Here is a 23,643-nt window from a genome sequence, read left to right as displayed (position 1 = left end):
GTCATGTCCTTGACACATTCTCACCTGACGACCCTGGCCGATCATTTCGGCATCGCTCGTGACTACTACGACTGGAAAGGCCAGTACACCGAGGTCGAGGACGCGACTGTTATCGCCGTCCTTGCCGGGTTGGGAATCGACGCCTCGACCCCCGAACGCGCCGAGCGTGCATGTCATGAGGTCGCTAACCGAACGTGGCGTCGGGTGCTGCCTGGGATCGTCGTCCTGCGCGAAGGCCAGGAGGGGCGCGTCGACGTCCATGTCAACGCAGGGGAATCGGTGGAGGTCCATATCGTCTGCGAGGACGGTCGGCGTCGTGAGTGTTGGCAGGTTGACAATTGGAACCCTGATCGCCGAGTCGATGACCGCTGGATTGGTGAGGCAACTTTCGGCATTCCAGGCGATTTACCGCTGGGTTACCACACAATCGTTGCGACGACAGCCGATCGTCGCGCAACCGCGACACTTGTTGTGTCCCCAAACTGGCTCGGGCTACCCCGCTCGATGGGCTCGTCTCGGGTCTGGGGCCATGCCGTGCAACTGTATTCAACCCGTTCGCGCGCGTCGTGGGGAATGGGTGATTTTTCTGATTTGGCGGACCTGTCTAGCTGGGCCGCCACCCAAGGCGCCGATTATGTGCTCGTGAACCCGCTTCATGCCAGCCAGATTGTCTCCCCGATTGAGCCTTCTCCATATTTGCCGTGCAGTCGCCTTTTTCTCAACCCGCTCTATGTGCGTCCCGAAATCATTCCCGAATTCGCCAACCTTGACGCCTATCAGCGTTCTGAGGCTCGCGCGGCTCGCGCCCAGGCGGCGGCTGAGGTCGAGGCGATTGATCGAGATCGATCCTGGAGTGCCAAACTGCCGGTGTTAGAGGCTGTCCATGCCCTTGGCGTGGCAGGATCGAGGGAGCTTTCCTACCAGGCATTTCGCCGACTGCGTGGTACTCGTTTGGTAGATCTTGCGACATGGTGTGCCCTGACGGAGGTATACGGCAACGACTGGCGCACCTGGCCCGAGGAATACCAGAACCCTGACAACCGTGCTGTTATCGAGTTTGTGCGCGCTCACGAGGAACGCGTCGATTTTTTCATGTGGTTGCAGTGGATTGCTGACCAGCAGCTTTCTGCCGCCCATTCTGCCGGACGCGACGCCGGAATGTCATTGGGGCTCGTCTGCGATATGGCCGTGGGTGTTTCGGGTGCTGGAGCCGATGCGTGGATGCTGGGGAAAGTCTTCGCTGACGGCGTGTGCGTCGGGTCTCCACCTGATGCCTTCAACCAGGCTGGACAAGAGTGGGGACAGCCTCCGATGCGTCCCGACATCCTTGCCGATATGGCGTATCAGCCGTTCCGCGATATGGTGCGCGCTGCGTTGCGCCATGCCGGTGGTGTTCGTATCGACCACATTCTCGGCCTCTTTCGGCTGTGGTGGGTTCCTGCTGGTCTCGGTCCACGCATGGGCACCTACATTCGGTACGACCACGAAGCCATGGTTGGCATCTTGGCGCTCGAGGCGTACCGGGCTGACGCCCTCGTCGTCGGTGAGGACCTTGGCACGGTAGAGCCATGGGTGCGCGCATATTTGCGCGAGCGCGGCATCATGGGAACCTCAGTGCTGTGGTTTGAAAACGGTGAGGACGGCAGTCCGCTGGCCCCTGAACAATGGCGCGAGTACGCCATGAGCTCGGTTACCACGCATGATTTGCCCCCCACGACTGGGTATCTGGCTGGCGATCACGTCGAGGTCCGCAATGAGCTTGGTTTACTCACCGAACCTGTCGACTACGAGCGTGCTGAGGCAGCTCGTCAGACGGCCACGTGGATTGCCATTTTGCGCGAACGCGGTGTCTTGACAGGGGATAACCCTTCTGAAGAGGACATCGTGTTAGCGATGCACCGCCTGCTCACTCGCACCCCGTCGAAGGTGCTCAACGCCACCTTGACTGACGCTGTGGGGGATCGCCGTACCCAAAACTTGCCAGGCACCACGAATGAGTACCCGAACTGGCGAGTTCCCCTCAGCCATCCAGACGGTTCCCCGATGTGGCTGGAGGAGGTCTTCACTGACGAGAGAGCATCGAGACTTTCCCACGTCATGAATGAGATGTAATTGATGCGAAGACAAAAATGAGGTCCAGCGCTGAGATTAGCGCTGGACCCCACATAGATCAGATCGCTCAGTCGGCGACGGCTTTCTTGAGGGTGCTGGAGGCCGAAATCTTCACGGCCTTGTGAGCCGGGATGGTCATGGACTCGCCTGTGCGGGGATTGCGGCCATTGCGAGCGGGGCGCTCAACGGCCTCAGCGGTGAACAAACCGGGAAGCTGCACCTTCTCGCCCTCAGCCAGAGCGCTGGTGATGACGTCGGTGAGAGCCTTGACGGCCTCGTTGGTCTGGGCCTCAGTGAGTGAGGCCTGCTTGGCGACGGCCTTGATGAGCTCGGACTTGGTCATGGGGTCTCCTCAAATGGATTATGCTCGGTTTTCGGCTTGTTGCCGTTTCCCTCATCAATGACATTAGCGGTTGTCGGCCCTCAGTCAAGCCCAAATCCGCTTCATATGGGGCTGCTGGGGCGGATTTCGAGCAGTAGTTAACCTGCGTGTCACTTTTCGAACGCTCCTGGGCGGTTACTGTGGAGCGTGGCGTCTCAGGACAGTGATGCTCCAAGAACTGTGTCAGTGCCGTCATCGCCCTGCTTCACCATAACCGTCGGGATGGCCTGGTCGCCACGCGAGATGCGGCGCCCGGAGATCGGCAGCTCAGCGATGGCAGCCTGATGACGCGCACGCGCCGCCGCTAGCGGTTCACGACCCACAACCTCGCCGTTGACGATAAGTGGGACGATGAGGTTACGATCATCAGCTTCAACAGTCGGTTCCTGACCCACCCCGACGACTTCTGCAGTGGCAATCCCCCCTGAGCCGATACGGCGTACCGCATATTTGCGTCCGCCTACAGTGTTCTTGTGGGACGATTTCTTGGCCACCGGCAGCAGCTCGGCGTCAGGATCGGTTGAGGTGGCGCGGGCGACTAGCTTATAGACGAAGGAGCACGTTGGTGCTCCCGAACCGGTAACAAGGGAAGTTCCGACGCCGAATCCGTCGACGGGGGCGCCACGCAGAGCAGCGATTTGCCATTCGTCGAGGTCGCTTGTGACGATGATGCGAGTCTTGGTTGCGCCGAGGTCGTCGAGCAGGTCGCGGACTTGGCGAGCGACGATGGACAGGTCGCCGGAGTCAATACGGACCGCGCCGAGACGCCCCTCGGTGAGGTCGACAGCGGTGCGTACCGCCTTGTCGATGTCGTAGGTGTCGACGAGCAGAGTCGTTTCCTCGCCATAGGCTGCTAGTTGGGCGCGAAAAGCGTCGTCCTCGGTGTCGTGCAGCAAGGTGAAAGCGTGGGCAGCGGTGCCAGAGGTGGGGACGCCATAGCGGATACCGGCGGCCAAATTAGAGGTTGGGCCGAAACCGGCAATCCAGGCGGCGCGGGCGGCAGCGACTGCGGACTCTTCGTGGGTGCGGCGCGAGCCCATTTCGATGATGGGGCGGCCTTCAGCCATCATGACCATGCGGGATGCGGCGGAGGCGATAGCAGAGTCATGGTTGTAAATGCTCAGCAGTACGGTTTCGAGCACGCAGGCTTCCGCGAACGTGCCTTCGACGGTGAGTAGTGGGGAGCCAGGAAAGTAGAGATCGCCTTCAGCATAACCGTGGATGGATCCGCTGAATCGGTAATGCGACAGCCACTCGGCCATGTGCGGGCCGACGACCCCGGTGCGTTTCAAGAAAGAGACGTCTTCGTCGGTGAATCGGAAGCTTTCGACGGCGTCAAGGACACGTCCGGTACCAGCCACGACGCCGTAACGGCGGCCTTCGGGCAGACGGCGGGGGAACAATTCAAAGACGCAGCGCCGGTCAGCGGTTCCCGATGCCATGGCGGCTTCGACCATGGTCAACTCGTAGTGGTCGGTGAACAGTGCGGTCGACATAGGTCACAGTCTAGAGCGATGCGTTCCGGAAGGGTCCGCGTCAGCGACGCTTGAGTGTCCCAGCCGGGTGACACAATGAGGACATGCCTGTAGCCGTTGCGCAACCTGTTGCACACCGTCTCGATGATCAAGAATCGGTGTGGGATCAAGAATCGGTGTGGACGACGGTCGTCTGGGACGATCCGGTGAACCTTATGGACTACGTGACGATGGTATTTATGAGGTACTTCGGGTATTCGCGGGAACGCGCTAGCCAACTCATGATCCAAGTCCATAATGAGGGTCGAGCGACGGTTGCCGAGGGCAGTAAGGACGATATGGAGATCGCTGTGCATGCCATGCACAGTTACGGTTTGCAGGCCTCGGTCGAAAAGGCGGCCAAGTGATGAAAATTGAGGGTACTCGGAATCGCTGGGTGTGGTACTTCGACTATGGCGAGATTATCGGTATCGAGATCCCTTTAGGTCACTATATGGAGGCGCTGTCGCGTCTGCGTGCCACTCCTGCACACGCTACGTTGGACGGGGACCCGTTCGCTTTTTGGGAGAGCCAGTTCTCCGGGCCTTACAGTGACGGTGAGGTGCGTCGATGTATTCTGCCGGGTGCGTACCGCGACGACGAGTCAGCTGATGCGCAATTCCATGCTGACCATGACGCCGGGGATATCGCGGCGCGATGGAACGACGCGCAAGCCTTGGGTGCCGATATTGAGTATGTGCACCGAGTTGGCCATATCGTCATGAACCCTGAGATGACACAACGGTGGCTTCGCACCGTCAACGCGTTGCGAGTCATGGTGGCTGCCAGGTTGGGGATTACAGATCAGGTCACTGCCGATGAGGTCGCTCGGGTGGCCCAAGAAGGGCGCGACGCCGAGGAAGAGTGCATCTACGAGTGGCTCGGTGTGGTTGTCGAGGTGCTCGTCGAGGTGGAGTTGTCGGAATAGGGGTCAGACTTCCCGTACGGTGACCGGCTCGCACAATCGCAGACTTAGCTGACGCTCCAAGCGCTGATGCAGGGTAATGATCGCTGCCGGGCAACCTCGGCATGCCCCCCGCATCGTCACGTCGACGATGCGCTGATCGCCGTTGACTGACACGTCGACCAACTCGATCAACCCACCGTGCATCGCGGCAACTGCGCCGACGGGTCCGCCAATAAGTTCGTTGGCACACCGCCGCAAGGTTTCGACCTCGTCGAGGTACTGACAGTCAGGGGCACCCACCCACGTATCGGTGTGCTCCAGTGCCGTCGTCAAGGCTGTCCGGAACCTGGTACCGATGTGCCCCCATGCGCTGTCGGGGGCAGTCGCCACGACAGCGCCTACCGTCACTTCAACATGGATGTAGTCGAGGAATTCGTCGAGGCCAGGTGCACTGACCAGCAGTCCAGCGAAGGGCAATGGCACTCCCGAGACTACCCAGCGCAGGGTGGCAGGGTCGGCGGTGGCTTCCGGGTGCACCGCAGTAGATGGGCGAGAGGCGAGCTTCATCAGATCACCAGATTCGTGATGAGGTGGCCGATAAAGGCCATCATCCACGCCAGCACAAACATGTACCCGAAGGCAATCGCGGGCCACTTCCATCCGCCTGTCTCGCGTTTCATGATGGCGACTGTCGACATACATTGCAGGGCGTAGGCAAAGAAGAGTATGAGAGAGACGATCGTCGCCGGTGTAAAGACTTTCTCGCCTTGGTGTTCTCCATGAGTCCACGTCCAGCGATCGAGTTGCTGGGCGACTTCTACATCGTCTTCGGGATCGGTAGCCGAGGCCATCTGGCCGAGAGTCGACACCGCCACTTCGCGGGCGGCCAAAGAACCTATCAGGGAGACATCAATTCGCCAGTCGAAGCCGAGCGGCTTGAATACTGGCTCGACAGTTTTTCCTATGCCGGCGGCGATGGAGTGGTCCATGGTGTAGGCGGCCACTGCGACATCGTCGCTGGGATTGACTCCGGCCTTGGTGAGTTCATTATCGGATCGCATGGGGAAGGTTGTCAGTGCCCAGATGATGATGGTCGCCAGCATGATGATGGTGCCGGCCTTGCGCAGGAAGGCTTTGGTAGGTTCCCACATCGCGATCGCTACCGAGCGCACAGTTGGAATGCGATACGGCGGCATTTCCATGTAGAAGGGCAGCAGGAGCCCGGAACGATCAGTGACCTTCTTGACGACCCAAGCCGCCGTCATTGCCGAAATCGCACCAAGGAGGTAGAGCAGGAACAGGGCCACCCCTCGACCCGAGAACGGTCCGACTCGTGTGGCGTCGGGGATGAGCATTCCCACAAGCAGTACGTAAACTGGCAGACGGGCTGAGCAGGTTGCCAGGGGGACACCGAGCATCGTGGCAATTCGGTCTTTGGCTGAGGGAATAGTTCTTGTTGCCATAATGCCGGGTATCGCGCATGCGAATGAGGACAACATGGCGACGAAGGCTCGCCCCTCCAGCCCGGCACGACTCATGACTTTGTCCATAAGGAATGCCGCCCGCGACATGTAACCCACGGCATCGAGTAACGCCAGCAGCAGGTACATCAGCAAGATCTGCGGGATGAAGGTCAGCACCGCGCCGACACCGCCGATGATGCCGTCGCCCAGGAGGCTGGCCAGGATCGGGGTGGAGATGTGGCCATCGACCCATTCAGCAAGCCAGCTAAAACCGTTGTCGACGGCGTCCTGGAGTGGTGCTGCCCAGGTGAAGAGAGCCTGGAAGAACAGGAACATCACCAGGAAAAAGATGATCGTTCCGAACACTGGGTGCAGGAGCACGGAGTCGATGCGTTCGGTGCGGGCGTCAGGGTGAGGATCTTGGTAACCGACGCTGGCGAGCACCGAGTCGACCCATCCGGCGAGCTCCTCAGTGTCAGTGGGTGGGGCGACAGGTGGACGACTCCAGGTCTGCCACTCGCGGATGAGGTGACGCAGCTCCCCGATCCCAATGCCACGATTCGCGACCACAGACACCACCGGAACGCCCAACGCTTGGGACAAAGCGGCGATGTCGAGGCTACCGCCGCGGCGTCGTAACTCATCAGTCATGGTGACAACGACGGCGGTGGGCAGATTGCGTTCTAGCGTTTCGGCAAGGAGTAGCAGCGAGCGGCGCAGTGCCGTGGCATCGGTGACGACGAGGACGGCGTCGGGGGCTTGGATGCCTTCGAGTGAACCGTCCAGAGCTTGGGCGACGACGGCCTCGTCGGGAGAAATGGGGGTCAGGGAATAGGCACCGGGGAGGTCTTCGATGCCGTATTCATCGGAGCCGATACGGCAGATTCCGGTACTGCGAGAGACGGTGACTCCGGGGTAGTTGCCAGTTTTGGCATGGAGGCCGGTGAGTCGGTTAAAGATTGACGTCTTGCCGCCGTTGGGCGAGCCAACCAGGTCCAGTTTCGGGGAGCCCTTCGTTGGCTCCGCTGTCGGAACGGCATGGCAGGACGTTGCGGTGGGTGTGGGCATCAGGAAACCTCGGATGGACGGACGCTGGGTTGCGCGCGATGACGGTGGAGAATCACGCGGCGGCAGCGGTGACGCGTGAAAGAGCAGTTGGCTGCGGCTGGGGCGTCGGACGGACCATGATCATGTCGGCTTGGGCGCGGCGCAGGCACATGTGAACGTCGCAGACGTGAAACACCATGGGGCCGCCGAAGGGTGCTTGACGAATCTTGGTGATTTCACGGCCCCGTCCAAAACCGAGCATATGGAGGCGGTGGCAGATGTGATCGGCGCAGTCCGCGGAGATGTCCTCAATAGTTGCGCTGTGCCCAGCTGGCAGTGAACTCAGCGGTACAACGAATGAGTTGCTCGCAATGCTACGGTTCATGTGCCTCGTCATCCTGCTCCTCCTTGATGGTCATGACGACGCCGGAATCCCGGCGCACCACCAGAGCATAGCCTAGCCTTACCTCATTGTCATCACTGGGCGACGATTTTCGTCAAAAGATCGTTATGAAAATCGAGGTTGGTGGTTCTGGCGCGTCGGCGCGGTAGTCTGTCGAGTCGTGACCGAACCTGATTTCGACGTTGTCGACTCACCGATCGGCATCTTCGATTCTGGATTCGGAGGCCTGACGGTGGCCCGATCGGTTGTCGACCTTATGCCCAATGAAGACATCGTGTATCTGGGAGACACCGACCGCGCCCCTTATGGTGAGAAGTCCATTGCGGACGTGCGGCGGTATGCGCTGCAATGCCTCGACCGGCTTGTTGCCCACGGCGTCAAGGCTTTACTTATCGCCTGTAATACCGCATCCTCGGCGGTATTGAGAGATGCCCGGGAGCGTTACGAGGTGCCGGTTATTGACGTCATCATGCCGGCTGCCCGTCGGGCCAGTGCTGCTACCCGGAACGGGCGAATTGGTGTTATTTGTACCGAAGCGACGGCTCGTTCCCTAGCGTATGAGGACGCATTGGCTGCGGTGCCCGGCATCACGTTGACGACTCAGGCCTGCCCGAAATTCGTCCCTCTCGTCGAGGAAGGGATCACAAGCGGGCACGAGCTAGAGGCTATCGCCCGGCAGTATCTGGCTCCTATCCAAGAGGCGGGTTGCGACACCCTCATTTTGGGGTGTACCCACTATCCACTGCTGGCTGGGATTATCTCGTATATCTTGGGCGACGACGTCACCCTCATTTCTTCTTCTCATCAGTGCGCTCGTGCGTCGTACTCTCTGATGGCTGAATCTGGGCTGTTGCATTCCCGGCCTCGCGAATCGAACCGCTATTTCCTTACGACGGGGAACGCTGAGCGTTTCGAGAGATTGGGGCGACGGCTCATGGAGGGGTTCGTCCACGACGTGCAGTCAGTGCACACCGATGTGCACCCACTCGGTGACCGGGCGGTTGTTCGGGGTTGACCCGCGCCGTGGTGTTTTCTCACCCCAAAGTGTGTCAGTGTGGCCCATTACCCTTGGCAGGGTGAGTGAGACTTCTCGAATTGACGGACGCCGCCTCGACCAGTTGCGAGACGTCAGGATTGAACGTGGCTGGTTATCTCAGGCCGAGGGTTCGGTGCTGGTGAGCTTTGGTCGCACCACCGTGCTGTGTAATGCCTCGGTCACTGAGGGTGTGCCGCGCTGGCGCAAGGGATCCGGGCTGGGCTGGGTCACCGCGGAGTACGAGATGCTTCCGCGTGCCACTAATGAGCGGTCCGGTCGTGAGTCGCGCAAGGGTAAGGTCGGAGGCCGGACTCACGAGATCTCCCGCCTGGTAGGCCGTTCCTTGCGTGCTGTCGTTGACGACAAGGCGTTGGGAGAAAACACCATTATTCTCGATTGCGACGTGCTGCAGGCCGACGGTGGTACCCGCACCGCCTCTATCACCGGCGCTTATGTCGCCCTCGTCGACGCCGTCGATTGGTTGCGGAAGCGGGGTGGGCTGGTTGGTGAACCTATCACCGGATCGGTGCAGGCAATCTCGGTGGGTGTCGTCGGCGGTATCCCAATGCTTGACCTCGCCTATGAGGAGGATTCGCGTGCCGACACTGACATGAACGTCGTCATGAGTGGTAACGGAGATTTCGTCGAGATTCAGGGGACCGCTGAGGGTACCCCCTTTAACCGCGATCTGCTCAACGAGTTGCTCGATCTAGCTGCCGGTGGTTGTGCAACCCTCAAGCAAGCCCAGTCTGAGGCTTTGGGTGTGAGACTATGAGTCGGATTGTGCTGGCATCTAATAATGCTAAGAAGCTAGTTGAATTGCGGCGCACCTTTGAAGCGGCGGACACCGACGTCGAGATCGTCGGTCTGTCGGAGGTCAGCAATGCCCCAGCCCCGGAAGAGACTGGCAGAACCTTTGTCGAAAATGCCCTTATTAAGGCGCGTGCTGCGGCTCACGACACCGGGTTGCCTGCGCTGGCTGACGATTCCGGACTAGAGGTTGACGCCCTCAATCGGATGCCCGGTATTCGTTCTGCGCGGTGGTCAGGGCCTCACGCTAATGATGAGCGCAACCTCCAGTTGCTGCTCGATCAGACTTTTGACCTTCCGGACGAGCGGCGTCACGCTCGGTTCGTGTGTGCAATGGCCTTTGTCGACCCGAATGGCACCGAGATCACCAAGGTGGCAACGATGGAGGGGCGAATTATCTCGCAGGCCCGTGGGGAAAATGGGTTTGGTTATGACCCGATGTTCGTTCCCGATGCTCAGCCTGGTGACCTCACCAGTGCTGAGATGACTCCAGAGGTCAAGGACGCTATTAGTCATCGAGGACAGGCCGTTCGCGCGATCGTTCCGGCGGTCGTCGCCCATCTGGGGGAGCACTAAATGCAGATCTACCTCGATTTGTTGCGACGGATCCTTGACGAGGGCGTGCGCCGTAAAGACCGCACCGGGACGGGGACGGTCAGCGTCTTCGGTCATCAGATGGTTTTTGATTTGCGCGAGGGATTCCCCCTGGTGACGACGAAGAAGATCTACACCCGCAGCGTATTCGGGGAACTGCTGTGGTTTTTGCGTGGGGATACCAATGTCGGCTGGCTGCATGACAACAACATCCACATTTGGGACGAGTGGGCCGACGAGAACGGTGATTTAGGGCCGGTTTATGGTCATCAATGGCGTTCTTGGCCTGACGGCGACGGTGGCACGGTGGATCAGATCGCCAATGTCATTGAGCAGATTCGCACCAATCCGTGGTCGCGTCGCCACATCGTCTCGGCGTGGAACGTGGCCGAGATCGACGAGATGGCCTTGCCGCCGTGCCATGCTTTATTCCAGTTTTACGTCACGCCGGATGATCGGGGAACCCCGACGTGGTTGAGCTGCCAGCTGTACCAGCGTTCCGGTGACACATTCCTCGGAGTGCCGTTCAATATCGCGTCATATGCCCTGCTTACTCATCTGGTGGCGTCGGTGACCGGGCTTCAACCGTTGCGGTTCATCCACACGCTGGGCGATGCTCACCTGTATCTCAATCACCTTGACCAAGTTCATGAGCAGTTGAAGCGTGAACCACGGCGCTTGCCAACACTGACCGTCAACCCGGATATCCGTGACATTGATGGGTTTGAGCTGTCCGACATCACCCTGACCGGCTACGACCCGTATCCGGCACTGCCCGCTCCGATCTCGGTCTGATCGGCACCGAGGTTTTTATCACGGGAGGACAGATGAAGGTTGTCGCGATCGCAGCCGTTGCCGACAACGGCGTCATCGGGTCGGGGCAGGAGATGCTCTGGCATATTAGTGAGGACTTTCGTCGCTTTAAGGCTGTCACGATGGGGCACACCCTGGTTTTTGGGCGTCGTACCTTCGAGCAGATCGGCACGCTTCCTGGGCGCCGTCACATCATCTGCACCCGCGACCCGCACTGGTCCCATGAGGGGGTGGACGTCGCACTCAGCCCCCGTCAGGCTGTCGAGATGGCGCGTGAGGCAGGCGAGGAGATCTGTTTTGTTGCCGGGGGTGGACAGATTTACGCTGATGCCCTCGATCTGTGTGACGAGCTCGACATTACTGAAGTCCACCAGGCACCAAACGGTGCGGCACGGTTCCCTGCCATCGACCCCACAGTGTGGACGGAGGTCCGGCGCGACCCTCGCGATGGATTCGATTTCGTCGGGTACCGGCGCCTGGCATGAGATCGACAGCGTCGATCCTCCACCTGGACATGGACGCTTTCTTCGCCTCGGTGGAGCAAAGAGACAAGCCTTCCCTCGTTGGCAAGGCTGTCATCGTCGGTGGGGTCAGCGGTAGGGGAGTCGTTGCGACGGCCTCCTATGAGGCCCGCAAATTTGGGGTGCACTCGGCAATGGCCGGGTCTCAGGCGCGTCGACTGGCCCCGAATGCTGCGTTTTTGTCCGGACGGTTTGAGGCTTACCGGGAGTCTTCGAAGGTTGTCATGGCGACGTTGCGGGAGCTTTCTCCGCTCGTTGAGCCACTGAGCCTTGACGAGGCCTTCGTTGATTTAGAAGCAGGTGGAATTGACGTTGAGGATCTTGACGTTGTGCACCACGTTGCCGCTCAATTGCGTGCCCGAGTGGCAGAGCGCACTGAGGGATTGGGCTGCTCGGTGGGTATCGGGTCAAGCAAGTTCATGGCCAAGGTTGCCTCCGAGATGGCCAAGCCGCAGCGCGGTCATACTGACCAGATTGCCCTTATTACACCCGGTAGTGAGGCTGACACCATCGCACCGTTGCCTGCTCGGGCTATTCCTGGGGTGGGACCGGTTACGGCGGAACGGTTGGAGAAGCTGGGGCTTCGCACCATCGCCGATGTTCGGGCAGCGAGGGAGTCGGAATTGGTCCACGAATTGGGTCATGCCGCTGGTACAAGTCTCGTCGCCCTGTCGCGGGCCTGGGATGATCGGCCGGTCGTGGCTAGCAGAATCGCCAAGTCGATCTCAGTGGAGGATACCTTTGAGCGGGATCTCACTGATCACGAGGAGTGCCGCCGAATCGTGGAACACCATGCGGTTTTGGTGTGCGGACGGTTGAAGAAGTCCGGGCAGTTTGCTCGCACTGTCACCCTCAAGGCGAAGATGGCTGATTTTACTGTCTGGTCGCGGTCGGTGACCCTGACGGGGGCCACCGATTCGTTGGAGCGGATATCTCAGCTGGCGGTTCGAATGCTCGATTCCCTTGAACTGCGCGAAGGAGTGCGACTGCTGGGCGTCGGAGTATCGAATTTCGCTGCGTCGGCTCAAGAAGAGCTTTTCGTCGTCGACGGCGACGGGAAGCTGCTCGACGAACCCGAGGTGACGGTTTCGCCCATCCAGCCGGGCCCTTTTGGCCGTCGTCGGTCCTTTGATGGACGGACCTGGTCTCCAGGCGCTGACCTCATTCATGATGACTACGGACGCGGCTGGGTGTGGGGGTCTGGCCACGGCATTGTCACCTGTCGATTTGAGTACCGGGGAAGCGAGATCGGTAGGGTGAAGTCGGTTCGTCAAGACGATGAAGCACTTCACCCGGCTCATCCTCTTCCACTGGCATGGAAGCCCCCTGGCGAGGACGTTTTGAGTGATGCCGGGTCATGACGTTGGGCAATTCAGAACATGGGGATATACGCCACCGATCCACCGAGTGCCATGAGCGCGAAGATCGTGGTGGTGATGATCGGGCCGAGCCACACCCGACCGGTGGCATGGTAGAAGGCGCGGTTGAATAGCGGGAGCACCACCATCATCGGTAGCAGAGACTGCAGCATGTTGACGTATAGCCAGCTTGTCGTCCAGAACACCGTCCCGGTCGAGAAGAATGTGACGTATTGGATGACGAAGATCGCCGCCAGACCGATGGAGTTGGCTAGCGCGATGATGAGCCAGTTGACCCAGCGACGCTGGTTGTTGAACCGCATAGAGACGTTGACCCGTAACGAGTTCGAGAAGAAAAACAGGAATAATGCGGGGACGTAGGCCGGCGCGATGAGGAACCAGCGTTTTGTTAATGGCCGCGCAGCAACCACGAAGAGTCGGTAGTCGACGTGGAAGAAGCCGTAGCAGGCTGCCAAGATAACGTAGAAAATGGCGACGACCAGCAGGGCCAGGGTAAGGGTCCGTCCCGTCTGGGCCCAGCCCATCCGAACGCCCCAGTCTTTGGCCTCGTCGCCGTGTTTCTTTGATATGGCGTAGCTGATCCACAACAGGATGAGTCCTAATAGACCGTTAACGAGCGACCACAGCACGACCCCGTTCACCATTCGTCCGGGAAAGAACCAGCCGTTGTGTTTGTTGGCCGCCGCCGAAAAGACGTGCTGACTAGCTGCCGACAAAGGGATAAAGGTTGCGCAGGCAGCAGCTGCTGACACGACGAAGATTGTCCAGAACAAGACCGCGCTTGTGCCTTTGGGCTTTGATGGGGCGGGCGAGATGTCGGTACGAGCTGCCGCGAACCATGGAATTGTCAGAAGTAGTTTCGTCAAGGGCACGAGCATGACCAACGCTGCGACGAGGGATAGGCCGTTAAAGAGTTCTTTCAGCCACCACGTTTGGTTGGAGGTACTCATGTGGTGTGGGGCGCCGATGGTGTCGTCGAAAAACTGAATCATCGACCCGATCGCGCTAGGTGTGAGCGGTTGGAACGGGTGGATCGTCCGGTCGTTATATGCCACGCGGTAGGTTCGATCGGCAGCTGACCCGTATCCTTTCCCAATGGCCACGTGATTGACGTGCTGCGACGTCGGCAGACCAGAGTTGATGACGGCAATAGCCTCCGGGGCGTGACGCAGATCGCCATTGTGGTTCTTGTTGCGGTAGCCGCCTTCGTCGTAGAGGGCGTAGCCGATGCCGACATTGGACCGCACGTTTTTGAATTTTGAGGCGTTGAGCTGCTGCAACCAGCCCGAGATGAAGACAGAGCGGATGGGGTTGAGTTGTTCGGCCTTTTCGCGCTCGTCCTTGGTGACCGTCGTGCCGCCAGGGGAGCCGGGGGTCTTAGCTTTCTTGAGAGCTTTGACCTCTTTGGCGCCATATTCTGCGGCGATCCTGCGCACTTGGGATCCACCTGCCGAGTGGCCAACAATGCCGATCTTCGTCTTGTCGACGTAGTCGAGGGTGTCGGATCGCGACGCGTAATCAACGGCTGGCTGGATGGCGGGGTCGTCGTTATGGGGAGGTTGGGAGGTTGATTCGCCTTGGTTGTACGGATCGACGACGAGGGTGACGTATCCGCGTCGAGCAAGTTCGAGGGAGTAGGAGATCTGAGTCTCCTTCGTGCGCTGGAATCCCGGCGTCACGATGATGAGCGGAGCTGGGTGTGCTGCCGTTGCCGTATCAGGTCGGAAGAGGTCGGCGCTCACTACGGCACCATCTTTGCCAGGAATCGTGAGCCCTTGGACACTGATATGACCGCCATCGGTCTGGACGAGGCTCGCCCCCATCGCCCCCGCAAGAATGAGTAGCAGACAGATGAGTGACGACCGGGACCGTCGCAACGTAGTTGCTGAGTGCATCACAGTACTCCTTGGTTTCCATGGCTACGGATTTCATGGGGATGCCAGGCCATAAAGGGCAGCGCCGCCAACTGGAGTAATGTTAGTAGTTTTTCGGATAATGTCGAGGTTGTATATTATGTTTCACATGGTCCGGTTCACACGTCCCGTTTCACCATGATGCTGAGTTGACGAAGGAGTCATCATGACAGCTGTGCTTGCAGTGTGCGCACTGCTCGTGACGGTTTTTGCAGGGTGGCTGCTTGTCAAGCGGTACACGCCGGTGCTCGTTCTAGTCGGTGCCGGATTACTGCTCTTGCTAATCAGGGTGATTTTCCGGCCATCGGTGCCGTTGATGAAGAGCGACGAGAGTTCTGGCAGTGTTTGGTTTGACATCATTGGACTCATCGAGTCCATTGCAAAGGACCAGCTCACGGGCGTTGGACTCATCATCATGGCTGCTGGTGGCTTTTCTGCCTACATGAATCGTGTGGGAGCCACAGAGGCTCTTGTTCGGCTTGTTATTACCCCAATTACCAAGCTCAAGCGGCCCTATGTCGTCCTTGTATTGGCCTATATCATCGGTCAGCTTCTCTTCATGGTTATTCCGAGCGCCGCTGGCCTCGCGATGCTGCTGGTGGTCGTCCTGATGCCCATCATCATTGCGGCGGGAGTTAGTCCGGCGGCCGGTGCTGCTGTCATTGCGACAACAAGCGCCATGCCTATTGGCCCAGCTACTGGAACGGAAATCTTGGCTGCTCACACTGTGGGTCTATCTCCAGCAGTCTATTTCGTGAAGCACCAGCTCCCGGTGACCATACCGACGGTCATTGCGGTAGCGATCACCCATTATTTTGTACAACGCCGTTTGGATCGCATGGGAGAAGATGACGTTGGCGAGCGTATCGACGAGCCGAGCTCCTCGGGTCGGCGTGCACCGCGTTGGTATGCGCTGTTTCTGTTGTTGCCGATTATTCTCTTGGTCGTTTTTAGTCCGCTTGCCGTCACGTCTATTCAGCTCTCGACGGTTTCGGCCTTTCTCTCAGTGTGGGTGATTGCAGCTATCGTCGAACTCATTCGCAACCACGATCGCTCGGCGGTCCTTACTGACGCGAACGCGATGTTCGTCGGCATGGGAAACATGTTTACCAAGGTGGTGTCTCTCATCATTGCGGCTCAGCTCTTCGCCGAGGGTCTTAAGCAGGCTGGCGTCATTACATTGCTCGTTCAAGGAGCTGAAGGGATTGGTCTACCGTTGTGGGGGATGGCAATCTTGTTCACCGTGGTTGTCGGTCTGGTGACATTTCTGACTGGTTCGGGGGTTGGGTCGTTTACCTCTTTCGCCTCGCTGGCTCCTGGGATTGCCAGCGGACTTTCAGGCAGTGCGACTACCCTCGTTACCCCGATGCAGTTTGCCGGTGGGTTGTTTCGTTCAGTCTCGCCGGTCTCCGGTGTCGTCATTACGGCAGCCGGAGCTGCGGGGGCCTCTCCGATGGCCGTCGTCATACGAACCGTGCTTCCCATACTTGTCGGATTTATCGTCATGATGGCCTCGAGCCTGCTCCTTATTTGACGCCCAGGTATTATTTACGGCTATCACAGTGGTTCACCATGGAGGAGACGAGGATGGCTGCGTCGAAGGATTCGGCGTGTGATGGTCTGTATGCCCGGTTGGGAGAGTTACAGGTAATGACGCCGACCGATGCAGTTATTGCTCGGTATTGTGAAGATTCTTTTCCGCATTTGGCGTTAGAGAACTTAGATGAGATCAGTGCCGCGACAGGTACCTCGACGGCCTCGGTGACCCGTTTCGTGCGGAAGTTGGGGTATGCCAGTTTCCGTGACTTCTCGCGGAGCCTACGTGAGGAGGTCGCTGCCAACTTTGACCTTCCTAGTGATCGCACGACCGATGACCTCACCACCGATGAACCGGGAGCCATGTGGCGCTCCAAAATGGAGGCTGCTCGACGCAGCATTGATATTGGCTTGAATTCTTTGGATGGTGAAACATTCGATCGAGTCGTTGAATTGCTACGCGACGATTCCCGTCCACTCTGCCTTGTCGCTGCTGCTACCGGACATGCTCTGCTTGACTATTTCCGGTTGTTGATGCGCTATTACCGGCGTGACGTTATCTTGTTGGATTCTTCGGATCGAATGGCCCATCAGCTTATTGACCTTCCCGATAACGCTATCTTGTTGGCATCTGTGTTCGACAGGCATTCCCGGATGGTTGAGTCGGTCTTGCGGCTCTTTCACCAGCGCAACATGACAACGGTGCTTCTGACGAACCGTTCGTCCACTCCGATGCGTAGGTACGCCGACCACGTTTTGTTGGTGTCCTCGGAGTCCTCGACGGCGTTTCGGTCAAGGGCCTGCTATCTCATCTTGCTGGAATCATTAGTGGCTGCCTTAGCCCCGGCAGATCACGAGGTCGAGCGTTCCCGGGTTGAAACGATGCAGGGGCTGTTTGACGAGCTCGGGGTTTTCATTACTCCGTGATGTCGGTTCCGGTATGAGGCTGGCCAGTGGCAATGCGTCGCGACAGCTTGGCAGATAGGCCGGTGTACGCCGACGGGTCCGATAACGCCTCAAGGTTGATGGTGTCGAGGCATTCAGTGATTTCTGGCCTTTCTGTAACGAACTCGCGCAGGCTGGTTCCATCGGCCCGGTATGCGGCTGAGTAATCCTGTAGCAGATCGTGGGCTCTTTCGTGACCTAGTTGCGCAGCAAGCTTCATCATGATTCCCTCGCTCACAAGCAAGACGCCTTCCCGGCGGGCGTTGGCGTCGAGATGATTAGCATCGAAGTGCATGACGTCCAAGAGCTTGAGTAGGTTCTGCCCCGCACCGTCGACGGCTGCCAGAATGCGGGGGATGGCATCCCTTTCGACCTCGAGCTGACGATGATCCCGCTCGAAGTCGCCGGGTGAGTTAGTGAGGATGGTGGCGGCGGCGCCGGCAGCTATTCGGGCAGCTGCTGAGATTTTCATCGTGGAGAAGGGGTTGCGTTTCTGCGGCATGGTGCTTGAGCCGGACAGGTGAGGATCGAGGGCCTCGGCTGCTTCCTGGAAATCGGTGCGCTGCATGTCGTAGAGATCCTCGGCGATTTTTCCAAGTGTCTGTGCGTGGATCGCGAGGTTGCATGCCAACTCGGTGAGGCCGTCTCGGGAGGAGTGCCAGGCGATGAGCTCGCAGACTAAGCCGAGCTCCCGTGCGATGCCCATGGCGACAGTGGTGCCGTGGGAACCCATTGATGCGTATGTTCCTGCGGCTCCCGAGAACTGCACGAGCAGGCAGCGCTTGCGTACGTCGGTCAGGCGATCGCGGGAGCGTTCGAGGTCGGCCACCCAGCGGGCGAACCTCATACCGAGGGTCGTGGGGACGGCGTGCTGGCCGTTAGTGCGTGCCACCATAAGGGTTTCGGCGTGGCGCCCGGCGAGGTTGCGGATGCGTTTCAATAGCGTGTCGGTGCAGTCATCAATGAGGCTTAAGGAGTCTCGGATTTGTAGGCTGCGAGCAGTGTCGAGGATGTCCTGGGTGGTGGCTCCGTAGTGGACCCACTGGCGGATGTCGTCATCGACGGCGCGTCTGAGCGCGTCGAGGCCTAAGGCGAAGGGGTTACCGCTTCCGCTGCTAAGAATCTGCGTCATAACGGTATCGGTGGCCTTGGCCTGGCCGGTGATTTGGGCACCGGTTGTGGCCGGGATCATCCCGATGGCGCTCTGGACTCGCGCCAGGGCAGCCTCAACATCGAACCAGTTTTGAACCGTCGATCGTTCTGACCAGATCTGGTCCATCTGCTGTGTGACGTAGCCGCGACGGGTGATCTGGTTGTCGAAGGATCCGAACGCCATTGTCTGCCGCCTTTAATAGCTGACTATTTATGTAAGTAATTTTACATCTCTGGGCGGGGTGCGCGCCGGGGGGCTTAACTCTTCCCGCGCGGCAGGTGTACAGTGTGCCGTCAGTCCAAAGAGATGGGTTGATGCCTGAGTGATGTGGGGAAGCCGGTGTGAATCCGGCGCTGTCGCGCAACCGTGACCATGTGTCGGAGTACCAGATCACATCGGGGTGGTATGAGGTTCCGTCGTGGGTTACGGGATTGACATCGATGCTTTGTCAGCGTTGTCTATGCGGTCCGTGCTGGTGGACTTGAGAAGTAACCACGCTGGATGTTTATGCAGGTGTGGTGACGGTAGCTTTCTTGGCACAGGCGGGCCGGAATACTCATTGGCAATGATTTACCATTGTGTTGTTGTAGGTATGGGAATTTTGCTGGTAGGCGCCATTTCTAGGGCAAAGCCTTCGTCATGTATCGGCTCCATTTCCTGTGCTTCTCGTCGCTGGATGAGGACTCAGTATCTCCGGGATCGACGCATCAGAGTGGTCGCCATTTAGTCATTGTGGAAATGAGCGGTTAGCTCATCCTGTTTTTGGCTGCTGTCGCGAGAAGATGACGGGGCTCTCGTGGGCATGGCCGTTGTGGTCGTCAGCAGGAACACCACTCTAGGACCTAATGACGTGGCGTTGCAGTTTCGTTGGTTGCGAATTTCTCGAGGCCTTCGCGGGTTCCGGCCATCCGGTCATGGTCGTAACCGGTATCCGAATACTGCCACGCCGTCCATGCGTCCCATCCCGACGGTAATTCCCCTACGGTGGAGGAGTATCGGGCGATCCATAACGGTGCGACGGCTGTGATATCCGAGGCTGCCGACCCCACACACATGTTCCACCAACTCGTGGACGTGTAAATCATGGGAGCCCTGCCCCATCGTTCTTGATAGGTGGACACGAAATCACGGATCCACGAGGCCATCGCGGTCTGACTCATCCCATAGCAGGCATTCTCGCCGTACGGGTTGTACTCCAGGTCCACGACCCCAGGCAGGGTGTAGCCGTCCCCGGACCATCCGCCGCCATGGTCGGAGAAGTACGTCGCCTGGGCCTGCCCGGACGAATTCGATGGCAAGGCGAAGTGATAGGCGCCCCGGATCAGACCGGCGCTCTGGGACCCGTTGTACTGAGAGGTAAAAAACGGGTTTTTGTACGACGTTCCTTCAGTGGCCTTCACCCACGCAAATGACATCCCCGATGAAGCCCTCGCTGGCCAGTCAACGTTCCCATCATGGCTGGAGACGTCGATCCCCTCAGGTTCGGCGTCTGTCGTCAAGCTCTGCACCCGATTGGTCACCACGCTTCCGTGCTCATGCTTCTTGATTTGAGACCCCATTGCGTGGTCGCTGGGGGCCGACGGCTCACCGGGTAGCTCGGAGCTGGACGCATGCGCAGCAGTGGCCGGTACTAGGGTGGTTAAGGTCAAGCCGGAAATCATCGCGGCGAGCCATGATCGTTGACGATGGGTGAACGAGTAGGTCATACAAACCCCCACGACTAGGAACTGGCCTCAGCATACGGCAGGGATCGCTCAACTGTTCGGCCGGACGATCTTCCAGAGGTACTCGTGATCGACTAAGCCGACATTCATTCGGGCGACAGTCAAACAGATATTGCTACGGTGCCGGAGAAGGGACTCGAACCCTCACACCACAAGGCACAGGAACCTAAATCCTGCGTGTCTACCAATTCCACCACTCCGGCATAGGGGCGCTGCCGCCCCAGGCCACCAAGGGCCACGGGAATCCCGTATCAGCAGTCGATGTTGAGCTCCCTGCAGAGCTTGTCGACGTGACCCTTGGCTCGTACATTGTACTGGGCTTCGGCGATTTTGCACGAACCGTCTTCATCAACGTCAACAACGAAGGTGGAACGAATCACCCCGACGATTTCTTTGCCGTAGACGTTCTTGGGTCCGTAAGCCCCATAAGCCTTCATAACCTCCTTGCTCTCATCGGAGAGCAAGGTGAGGGTCAGCGACTCCTTAGCGATGAACTTTTGCAGCTTGCTGACGGGGTCAGGAGAGACTCCCAGCACTTTATACCCAGCCCCCTCAAAGTCGCTCAGATGCGCGGTGAAATCGACGGCTTGGGTTGTGCATCCGGGCGTCATAGCGGCGGGGTAAAAATACACGATGACGCGCTTTCCGGTGAAGTCCGAAAGGGTGACGTGGTCACCGTCAGCGGCGGGCAGAGTGAAATCGGGGGCCGCAGTACCGGGCTGAAGACGGGTGCTCATGACCACAACGATATAGGCTATTGCCAGACCAGCGCCGCGCCCACGCCGGCGCAAAGCGCAGATACGGCACCAGGAGGAGTCATATGGCTGATAGCAAGTCAAAGGCAAAAGACGAGCGCACTGCCGACGAGATTAGGCGGGATATTGCAGCGACTCGTGCTCGCCTGGCGGCCGGGGTGGAGAACCTTGTCGAGGAGGTGCATCCGGCAACTCTTAAGCGTGAAGCATCTGATCGCGCCCGTGACTTTGTGCAGGGCGAGTTTGACCAGGTCAAAGGCCAGGTCAAGGACGAGCACGGTTGGCGCGTTCAGCGGATCGCGATTGCCGGAGGCGCGCTCGCTGCTGGCATCGTCAGCATCATTGTGCTCCGCGCGATTGTCGGTCGTGCTACCGGCGCCACTGCTCGTCGCAAGCTTGAGAAGTTGCAGCTTTCTGAGGCCAAGCGGATTCGTAAGGATGCCAAGCAGCGCCGTAAGGATGATGCTAAAGCAGCTAAGAAGAATGCCAAGCTCGGCAAGAAGAACGCTAAGAAGTACGCCAAGCTTGATGCTGATGACTCGTCGGTGAGCAACCTTGCTGAGAAGATGCTCAAGCAGGCCGCTGTGCTGCGCGCACAGGCAGCTGCCGAGCGTGAAGAGGGCGTGGCCTGACTCGTCGTGAGTTGAGTGGTACGTGGCAAGGGCCCGGTCCGGCATGGACCGGGCCCTTCACATTACTTGACGCCTCCAGCAGCTAGGCCTGCCACGATGCGACGCTGGAATACCAGCACCATGATGACTAGTGGCACCGTCATGATGACGCCAGCAGCCATCTGCGAGCCGAACGGGGTGTTGAACTGTGAGGCTCCGGTGAACTTCGACAGCAGCACCGTGGCGGGCTCCATCTTCGGATCGTTGATCATGGTGACGGCGACGAGGAACTCGTTCCACGCGCCGATGAAGACGATGATCGCGGTGGTGAAGATACCCGGTGCTGCCAGCGGGAGGATGATTTTTCGGAAGGCCTGAGCCGGGGAGCAGCCGTCGATCATGGCCGCCTGCTCCAGTTCATCGGGCATCTGCTTGAAAAAGGTCGTGAGATTCCACACCGCTAGAGGTAAGGAAAACGACAGATCCGGGATAATCATGGCCTGGTAGGTGTTAATCCAGTGCCATGCTGAAAAGTTTTTGAGTAGCGGCACGATGATGGCCACCAACGGGAACATTGACGTCGCGATAATAAGGATGAGGAATCCACCCTTGCCGCGGAAATCTAGACGCGCAAGTGCGTAAGACGCGAATGTGGCGATAAGCAAGGCGATGACCGTCACCGCGACAGAGACAATGAGGGAGTTCAGCAGGCCGCGCAGAAAGTTGTTGCTCGGCTGAAAGACCGCCTGGTAATTCTCCATCGACGGATGGGCTGGCCACCAGGTGTTGTCGAAGATCTCCGAGTCTGGACGCAGTGAAGACACCAACATCCAATAGAACGGCGCCAGGCAGTAGATGACGATAAGGACGATTCCGATGATCGGCAACACCGTGGCCCAGGTGCTCTTTTTATGATGGGTCTCGGAGCTCACCGGCGCAGTTGCGGTGCTCATGACGCCACCCCCTTGCTAGCTGCGGCTGCGGCGTTGGCCTTTTGTCGGGCGCGACGGCCACCCGGACGTCCACCGGAGATGAAGGTGGTGGCCTTCATCTTTGTACGTTTGTGCTCGTCGCCGACGAGATCGGCCCCGAGTATTTTGATGAACGCGAATGCGATGATGAACACGTAGAGGAACAGAATGATCGCATATGCTGCAGCAGCGCCATATCGCAGATTAGAAGCCTCATCCTGAACCAGCATGGATAACGTCTCGACTGACTTCATACGAGGTCCGACGAGAATGAACGGCAGGTCGAACATACGAAGAGCATCAAGGGTTCGAAACAGCACAGCGACGACGAGTGCTGGTTTGACTAAGGGCAAGGTGATGGAGACGAATCTCTTCCACGCATTAGCACCATCTACCTTGGCAGCCTCGTAAACCTCAGCCGGGATCACCTGCAGACCAGCAAGTGTTAGCAGGCCGATGTACGGAGCCGTTTTCCAGACGTCGGCAATGATGATTGACCACTTTGCCGTCCAGTTTCCCGAGGCCCACATAATGTGCTTGCCAATGATGGCATTCGCCACACCGTTTTGGTTAAAGATCCAGCCCCACAAAATGGCTGAGACAGCGGTGGGGATAGCCCAGGGGACCAAAATGGCGGCTCGAACGACGCCGCGTCCTGCCATCGCCCGGTGCATGATGAGAGCCATAATGACGCCGAGGATGGTTTCGAGTACGACCGTGACGACACCAAACAGGGTGGTGTTCCAGAAGGCGGTCCAGAATCTGTCCCCGGAGCCGGTGAAGATGTCAGTGAAGTTCTTCATCCCGATGAATGGCTCGGTGTCGTTGACGAATCCAGTTTCTGGATCTAGTCCGGGCTGGCCATAGAGGGCCTGCTTCACTGACTGAATGACGGGGATGACGATAACTATCGTCAAGACGATGAGAGTGGGTGCGATGAGTGCTAGGGCTAAACGTTCTTGGGATTTAGCCCGCGAAGACCTTTTGTTGGTCCGCTCCACTGTTGCAGTGGTCATGGTAAAGCTCCTTGTTCCCGGCGCTATGTGGCTGGGTG

Annotated in this window: 23 protein-coding genes, 1 tRNA gene and 1 pseudogene; 12 read left to right on the top strand and 13 right to left on the bottom strand. The window is 58.8% G+C overall.

Going from position 1 to position 23,643, the window contains the following annotated elements; genetic code table 11:
• The first annotated feature begins 3 nt into the window (after positions 1 to 3).
• Positions 4 to 2,112, top strand: a complete 2,109-nt coding sequence (malQ, locus tag FYJ43_RS07670) for a 4-alpha-glucanotransferase (RefSeq protein WP_154563696.1) — start codon at positions 4 to 6, stop codon at positions 2,110 to 2,112.
• A gap of 67 nt (positions 2,113 to 2,179) precedes the next feature.
• On the opposite strand, the gene FYJ43_RS07665 is transcribed toward malQ, so the two are convergent.
• Together FYJ43_RS07665 and FYJ43_RS07660 are read right to left on the bottom strand one after the other, a co-directional pair.
• Positions 2,180 to 2,455: an HU family DNA-binding protein gene (locus FYJ43_RS07665; protein ID WP_154563694.1), complete on the bottom strand. Its 276-nt coding sequence runs from the start codon at positions 2,453 to 2,455 to the stop codon at positions 2,180 to 2,182.
• A gap of 194 nt (positions 2,456 to 2,649) precedes the next feature.
• Entirely contained in the window at positions 2,650 to 3,990 is a 1,341-nt protein-coding gene (locus tag FYJ43_RS07660; RefSeq protein ID WP_154563692.1) for a nicotinate phosphoribosyltransferase, read from the bottom strand.
• 83 nt (positions 3,991 to 4,073) lie between these two features.
• Between FYJ43_RS07660 and clpS the strand changes: the two genes are divergently transcribed.
• The gene (clpS, locus tag FYJ43_RS07655) at positions 4,074 to 4,376 is read left to right on the top strand and encodes an ATP-dependent Clp protease adapter ClpS (protein WP_154563690.1); all 303 of its coding nucleotides are present in this window, start codon (positions 4,074 to 4,076) and stop codon (positions 4,374 to 4,376) included.
• Positions 4,376 to 4,936, top strand: coding sequence for a DUF2017 family protein (locus FYJ43_RS07650; RefSeq protein ID WP_154564362.1), 561 nt, complete (start codon positions 4,376 to 4,378; stop codon positions 4,934 to 4,936). Before clpS ends, FYJ43_RS07650 begins: the two co-directional genes overlap by 1 nt.
• Before the next feature lie 3 nt (positions 4,937 to 4,939).
• On the opposite strand, the gene FYJ43_RS07645 is transcribed toward FYJ43_RS07650, so the two are convergent.
• Genes FYJ43_RS07645 through FYJ43_RS07635 form a run of 3 tightly spaced genes read right to left on the bottom strand, consistent with a single transcriptional unit; the run spans position 4,940 to position 7,810 of the window.
• Positions 4,940 to 5,482 carry a NifU family protein gene (locus FYJ43_RS07645; RefSeq protein WP_154563688.1) on the bottom strand — a complete coding sequence of 181 codons (543 nt, stop codon included), beginning with the start codon at positions 5,480 to 5,482 and terminating at the stop codon, positions 4,940 to 4,942.
• Positions 5,482 to 7,446 (bottom strand): ferrous iron transporter B, encoded by a 1,965-nt coding sequence (gene feoB / locus FYJ43_RS07640; RefSeq protein WP_229771678.1) that lies wholly within the window; start codon positions 7,444 to 7,446, stop codon positions 5,482 to 5,484. The genes FYJ43_RS07645 and feoB overlap by 1 nt, the downstream gene beginning before the upstream one ends.
• A gap of 52 nt (positions 7,447 to 7,498) precedes the next feature.
• Positions 7,499 to 7,810 carry a FeoA family protein gene (locus FYJ43_RS07635; protein ID WP_407643735.1) on the bottom strand — a complete coding sequence of 104 codons (312 nt, stop codon included), beginning with the start codon at positions 7,808 to 7,810 and terminating at the stop codon, positions 7,499 to 7,501.
• Between the two features lie 178 nt (positions 7,811 to 7,988).
• On the opposite strand from FYJ43_RS07635, the gene murI reads away from it, so the two are divergent.
• From murI to FYJ43_RS07605, 6 genes are read left to right on the top strand one after another with little or no spacing between them, the layout of a single operon-like run.
• Entirely contained in the window at positions 7,989 to 8,843 is an 855-nt protein-coding gene (gene murI, locus FYJ43_RS07630; protein ID WP_326833463.1) for a glutamate racemase, read from the top strand.
• Between the two features lie 31 nt (positions 8,844 to 8,874).
• Positions 8,875 to 9,639, top strand: a complete 765-nt coding sequence (gene rph / locus FYJ43_RS07625; RefSeq protein ID WP_326833462.1) for a ribonuclease PH — start codon at positions 8,875 to 8,877, stop codon at positions 9,637 to 9,639.
• On the top strand, positions 9,636 to 10,250 hold the full coding sequence (gene rdgB, locus FYJ43_RS07620) for an RdgB/HAM1 family non-canonical purine NTP pyrophosphatase (RefSeq protein ID WP_154563684.1): 615 nt from the start codon (positions 9,636 to 9,638) through the stop codon (positions 10,248 to 10,250). Before rph ends, rdgB begins: the two co-directional genes overlap by 4 nt.
• Complete coding sequence (locus tag FYJ43_RS07615) at positions 10,251 to 11,063, top strand: thymidylate synthase (RefSeq protein ID WP_154563682.1); 813 nt, start codon at positions 10,251 to 10,253, stop codon at positions 11,061 to 11,063.
• A gap of 32 nt (positions 11,064 to 11,095) precedes the next feature.
• Positions 11,096 to 11,566 carry a dihydrofolate reductase gene (locus tag FYJ43_RS07610; RefSeq protein ID WP_154563680.1) on the top strand — a complete coding sequence of 157 codons (471 nt, stop codon included), beginning with the start codon at positions 11,096 to 11,098 and terminating at the stop codon, positions 11,564 to 11,566.
• On the top strand, positions 11,563 to 12,963 hold the full coding sequence (locus FYJ43_RS07605) for a DNA polymerase IV (protein ID WP_154563678.1): 1,401 nt from the start codon (positions 11,563 to 11,565) through the stop codon (positions 12,961 to 12,963). Before FYJ43_RS07610 ends, FYJ43_RS07605 begins: the two co-directional genes overlap by 4 nt.
• Positions 12,964 to 12,974: 11 nt before the next feature.
• Here the strand turns inward: FYJ43_RS07605 and FYJ43_RS07600 are convergent, their stop codons facing one another.
• On the bottom strand, positions 12,975 to 14,876 hold the full coding sequence (locus FYJ43_RS07600) for an alpha/beta hydrolase (protein WP_154563676.1): 1,902 nt from the start codon (positions 14,874 to 14,876) through the stop codon (positions 12,975 to 12,977).
• 184 nt (positions 14,877 to 15,060) lie between these two features.
• On the opposite strand from FYJ43_RS07600, the gene dcuC reads away from it, so the two are divergent.
• Together dcuC and FYJ43_RS07590 are read left to right on the top strand one after the other, a co-directional pair.
• Positions 15,061 to 16,428, top strand: coding sequence for a C4-dicarboxylate transporter DcuC (gene dcuC / locus FYJ43_RS07595; RefSeq protein WP_154563674.1), 1,368 nt, complete (start codon positions 15,061 to 15,063; stop codon positions 16,426 to 16,428).
• Between the two features lie 38 nt (positions 16,429 to 16,466).
• Positions 16,467 to 17,357, top strand: a complete 891-nt coding sequence (locus FYJ43_RS07590; RefSeq protein ID WP_154563672.1) for a MurR/RpiR family transcriptional regulator — start codon at positions 16,467 to 16,469, stop codon at positions 17,355 to 17,357.
• Here FYJ43_RS07590 and FYJ43_RS12475 read toward each other — a convergent pair.
• The 5 genes and pseudogenes from FYJ43_RS12475 to bcp form a co-directional block, all read right to left on the bottom strand.
• A complete protein-coding gene (locus FYJ43_RS12475) occupies positions 17,347 to 18,387 on the bottom strand; it encodes a lyase family protein (protein WP_326833545.1) in 1,041 nt (346 codons plus the stop codon). The two genes, FYJ43_RS07590 and FYJ43_RS12475, sit on opposite strands and share 11 nt — an antisense overlap.
• Positions 18,345 to 18,711 (bottom strand): annotated as a pseudogene (locus FYJ43_RS12260) (hypothetical protein). The gene FYJ43_RS12475 and the pseudogene FYJ43_RS12260 overlap by 43 nt, the downstream one beginning before the upstream one ends.
• A 659-nt stretch (positions 18,712 to 19,370) precedes the next feature.
• Positions 19,371 to 20,189, bottom strand: a complete 819-nt coding sequence (locus FYJ43_RS07580) for a lysozyme (protein ID WP_154564354.1) — start codon at positions 20,187 to 20,189, stop codon at positions 19,371 to 19,373.
• A 184-nt stretch (positions 20,190 to 20,373) separates the two neighbouring features.
• Positions 20,374 to 20,455, bottom strand: a tRNA-Leu gene (locus FYJ43_RS07575).
• A 48-nt stretch (positions 20,456 to 20,503) separates the two neighbouring features.
• Positions 20,504 to 20,989, bottom strand: a complete 486-nt coding sequence (bcp, locus tag FYJ43_RS07570; RefSeq protein ID WP_154563668.1) for a thioredoxin-dependent thiol peroxidase — start codon at positions 20,987 to 20,989, stop codon at positions 20,504 to 20,506.
• Between the two features lie 83 nt (positions 20,990 to 21,072).
• Between bcp and FYJ43_RS07565 the strand changes: the two genes are divergently transcribed.
• Positions 21,073 to 21,639, top strand: a complete 567-nt coding sequence (locus tag FYJ43_RS07565) for a DUF3618 domain-containing protein (RefSeq protein WP_154563666.1) — start codon at positions 21,073 to 21,075, stop codon at positions 21,637 to 21,639.
• Between the two features lie 62 nt (positions 21,640 to 21,701).
• Here FYJ43_RS07565 and FYJ43_RS07560 read toward each other — a convergent pair whose 3' ends face one another.
• The gene (locus FYJ43_RS07560; protein ID WP_154563664.1) at positions 21,702 to 22,571 is read right to left on the bottom strand and encodes a carbohydrate ABC transporter permease; all 870 of its coding nucleotides are present in this window, start codon (positions 22,569 to 22,571) and stop codon (positions 21,702 to 21,704) included.
• The gene (locus FYJ43_RS07555; protein ID WP_154563662.1) at positions 22,568 to 23,605 is read right to left on the bottom strand and encodes a carbohydrate ABC transporter permease; all 1,038 of its coding nucleotides are present in this window, start codon (positions 23,603 to 23,605) and stop codon (positions 22,568 to 22,570) included. Before FYJ43_RS07555 ends, FYJ43_RS07560 begins: the two co-directional genes overlap by 4 nt.
• Between the last annotated feature and the right edge of the window lie 38 nt (positions 23,606 to 23,643).

This window comes from Cutibacterium porci, assembly GCF_009696315.1.
Taxonomy (GTDB): Bacteria; Actinomycetota; Actinomycetes; order Propionibacteriales; family Propionibacteriaceae; genus Cutibacterium; species Cutibacterium porci.
The sequence above is the reverse complement of the archived record's forward strand: the minus strand, read 5'-3'. Positions and strand labels throughout refer to the sequence as shown.

Bases quoted from the DNA above. Each gene is read 5' to 3' on its own strand.
- FYJ43_RS07615 (WP_154563682.1), top strand. From the start codon at position 10,251: ATGCAGATCTACCTCGATTTGTTGCGACGGATCCTTGACGAGGGCGTG.
- FYJ43_RS07605 (WP_154563678.1), top strand. From the start codon at position 11,563: ATGAGATCGACAGCGTCGATCCTCCACCTGGACATGGACGCTTTCTTC.
- FYJ43_RS07580 (WP_154564354.1), bottom strand. From the start codon at position 20,189: ATGATTTCCGGCTTGACCTTAACCACCCTAGTACCGGCCACTGCTGCG.
- clpS (WP_154563690.1), top strand. From the start codon at position 4,074: ATGCCTGTAGCCGTTGCGCAACCTGTTGCACACCGTCTCGATGATCAA.
- FYJ43_RS07565 (WP_154563666.1), top strand. From the start codon at position 21,073: ATGGCTGATAGCAAGTCAAAGGCAAAAGACGAGCGCACTGCCGACGAG.
- FYJ43_RS07635 (WP_407643735.1), bottom strand. From the start codon at position 7,810: ATGAACCGTAGCATTGCGAGCAACTCATTCGTTGTACCGCTGAGTTCA.
- FYJ43_RS07555 (WP_154563662.1), bottom strand. From the start codon at position 23,605: ATGACCACTGCAACAGTGGAGCGGACCAACAAAAGGTCTTCGCGGGCT.
- FYJ43_RS07600 (WP_154563676.1), bottom strand. From the start codon at position 14,876: ATGCACTCAGCAACTACGTTGCGACGGTCCCGGTCGTCACTCATCTGT.
- feoB (WP_229771678.1), bottom strand. From the start codon at position 7,446: ATGCCCACACCCACCGCAACGTCCTGCCATGCCGTTCCGACAGCGGAG.
- FYJ43_RS07650 (WP_154564362.1), top strand. From the start codon at position 4,376: ATGAAAATTGAGGGTACTCGGAATCGCTGGGTGTGGTACTTCGACTAT.
- bcp (WP_154563668.1), bottom strand. From the start codon at position 20,989: ATGAGCACCCGTCTTCAGCCCGGTACTGCGGCCCCCGATTTCACTCTG.
- FYJ43_RS07590 (WP_154563672.1), top strand. From the start codon at position 16,467: ATGGAGGAGACGAGGATGGCTGCGTCGAAGGATTCGGCGTGTGATGGT.
- FYJ43_RS07560 (WP_154563664.1), bottom strand. From the start codon at position 22,571: ATGAGCACCGCAACTGCGCCGGTGAGCTCCGAGACCCATCATAAAAAG.
- FYJ43_RS07610 (WP_154563680.1), top strand. From the start codon at position 11,096: ATGAAGGTTGTCGCGATCGCAGCCGTTGCCGACAACGGCGTCATCGGG.
- FYJ43_RS07665 (WP_154563694.1), bottom strand. From the start codon at position 2,455: ATGACCAAGTCCGAGCTCATCAAGGCCGTCGCCAAGCAGGCCTCACTC.
- rdgB (WP_154563684.1), top strand. From the start codon at position 9,636: ATGAGTCGGATTGTGCTGGCATCTAATAATGCTAAGAAGCTAGTTGAA.
- FYJ43_RS07645 (WP_154563688.1), bottom strand. From the start codon at position 5,482: ATGAAGCTCGCCTCTCGCCCATCTACTGCGGTGCACCCGGAAGCCACC.
- FYJ43_RS07660 (WP_154563692.1), bottom strand. From the start codon at position 3,990: ATGTCGACCGCACTGTTCACCGACCACTACGAGTTGACCATGGTCGAA.
- malQ (WP_154563696.1), top strand. From the start codon at position 4: ATGTCCTTGACACATTCTCACCTGACGACCCTGGCCGATCATTTCGGC.
- dcuC (WP_154563674.1), top strand. From the start codon at position 15,061: ATGACAGCTGTGCTTGCAGTGTGCGCACTGCTCGTGACGGTTTTTGCA.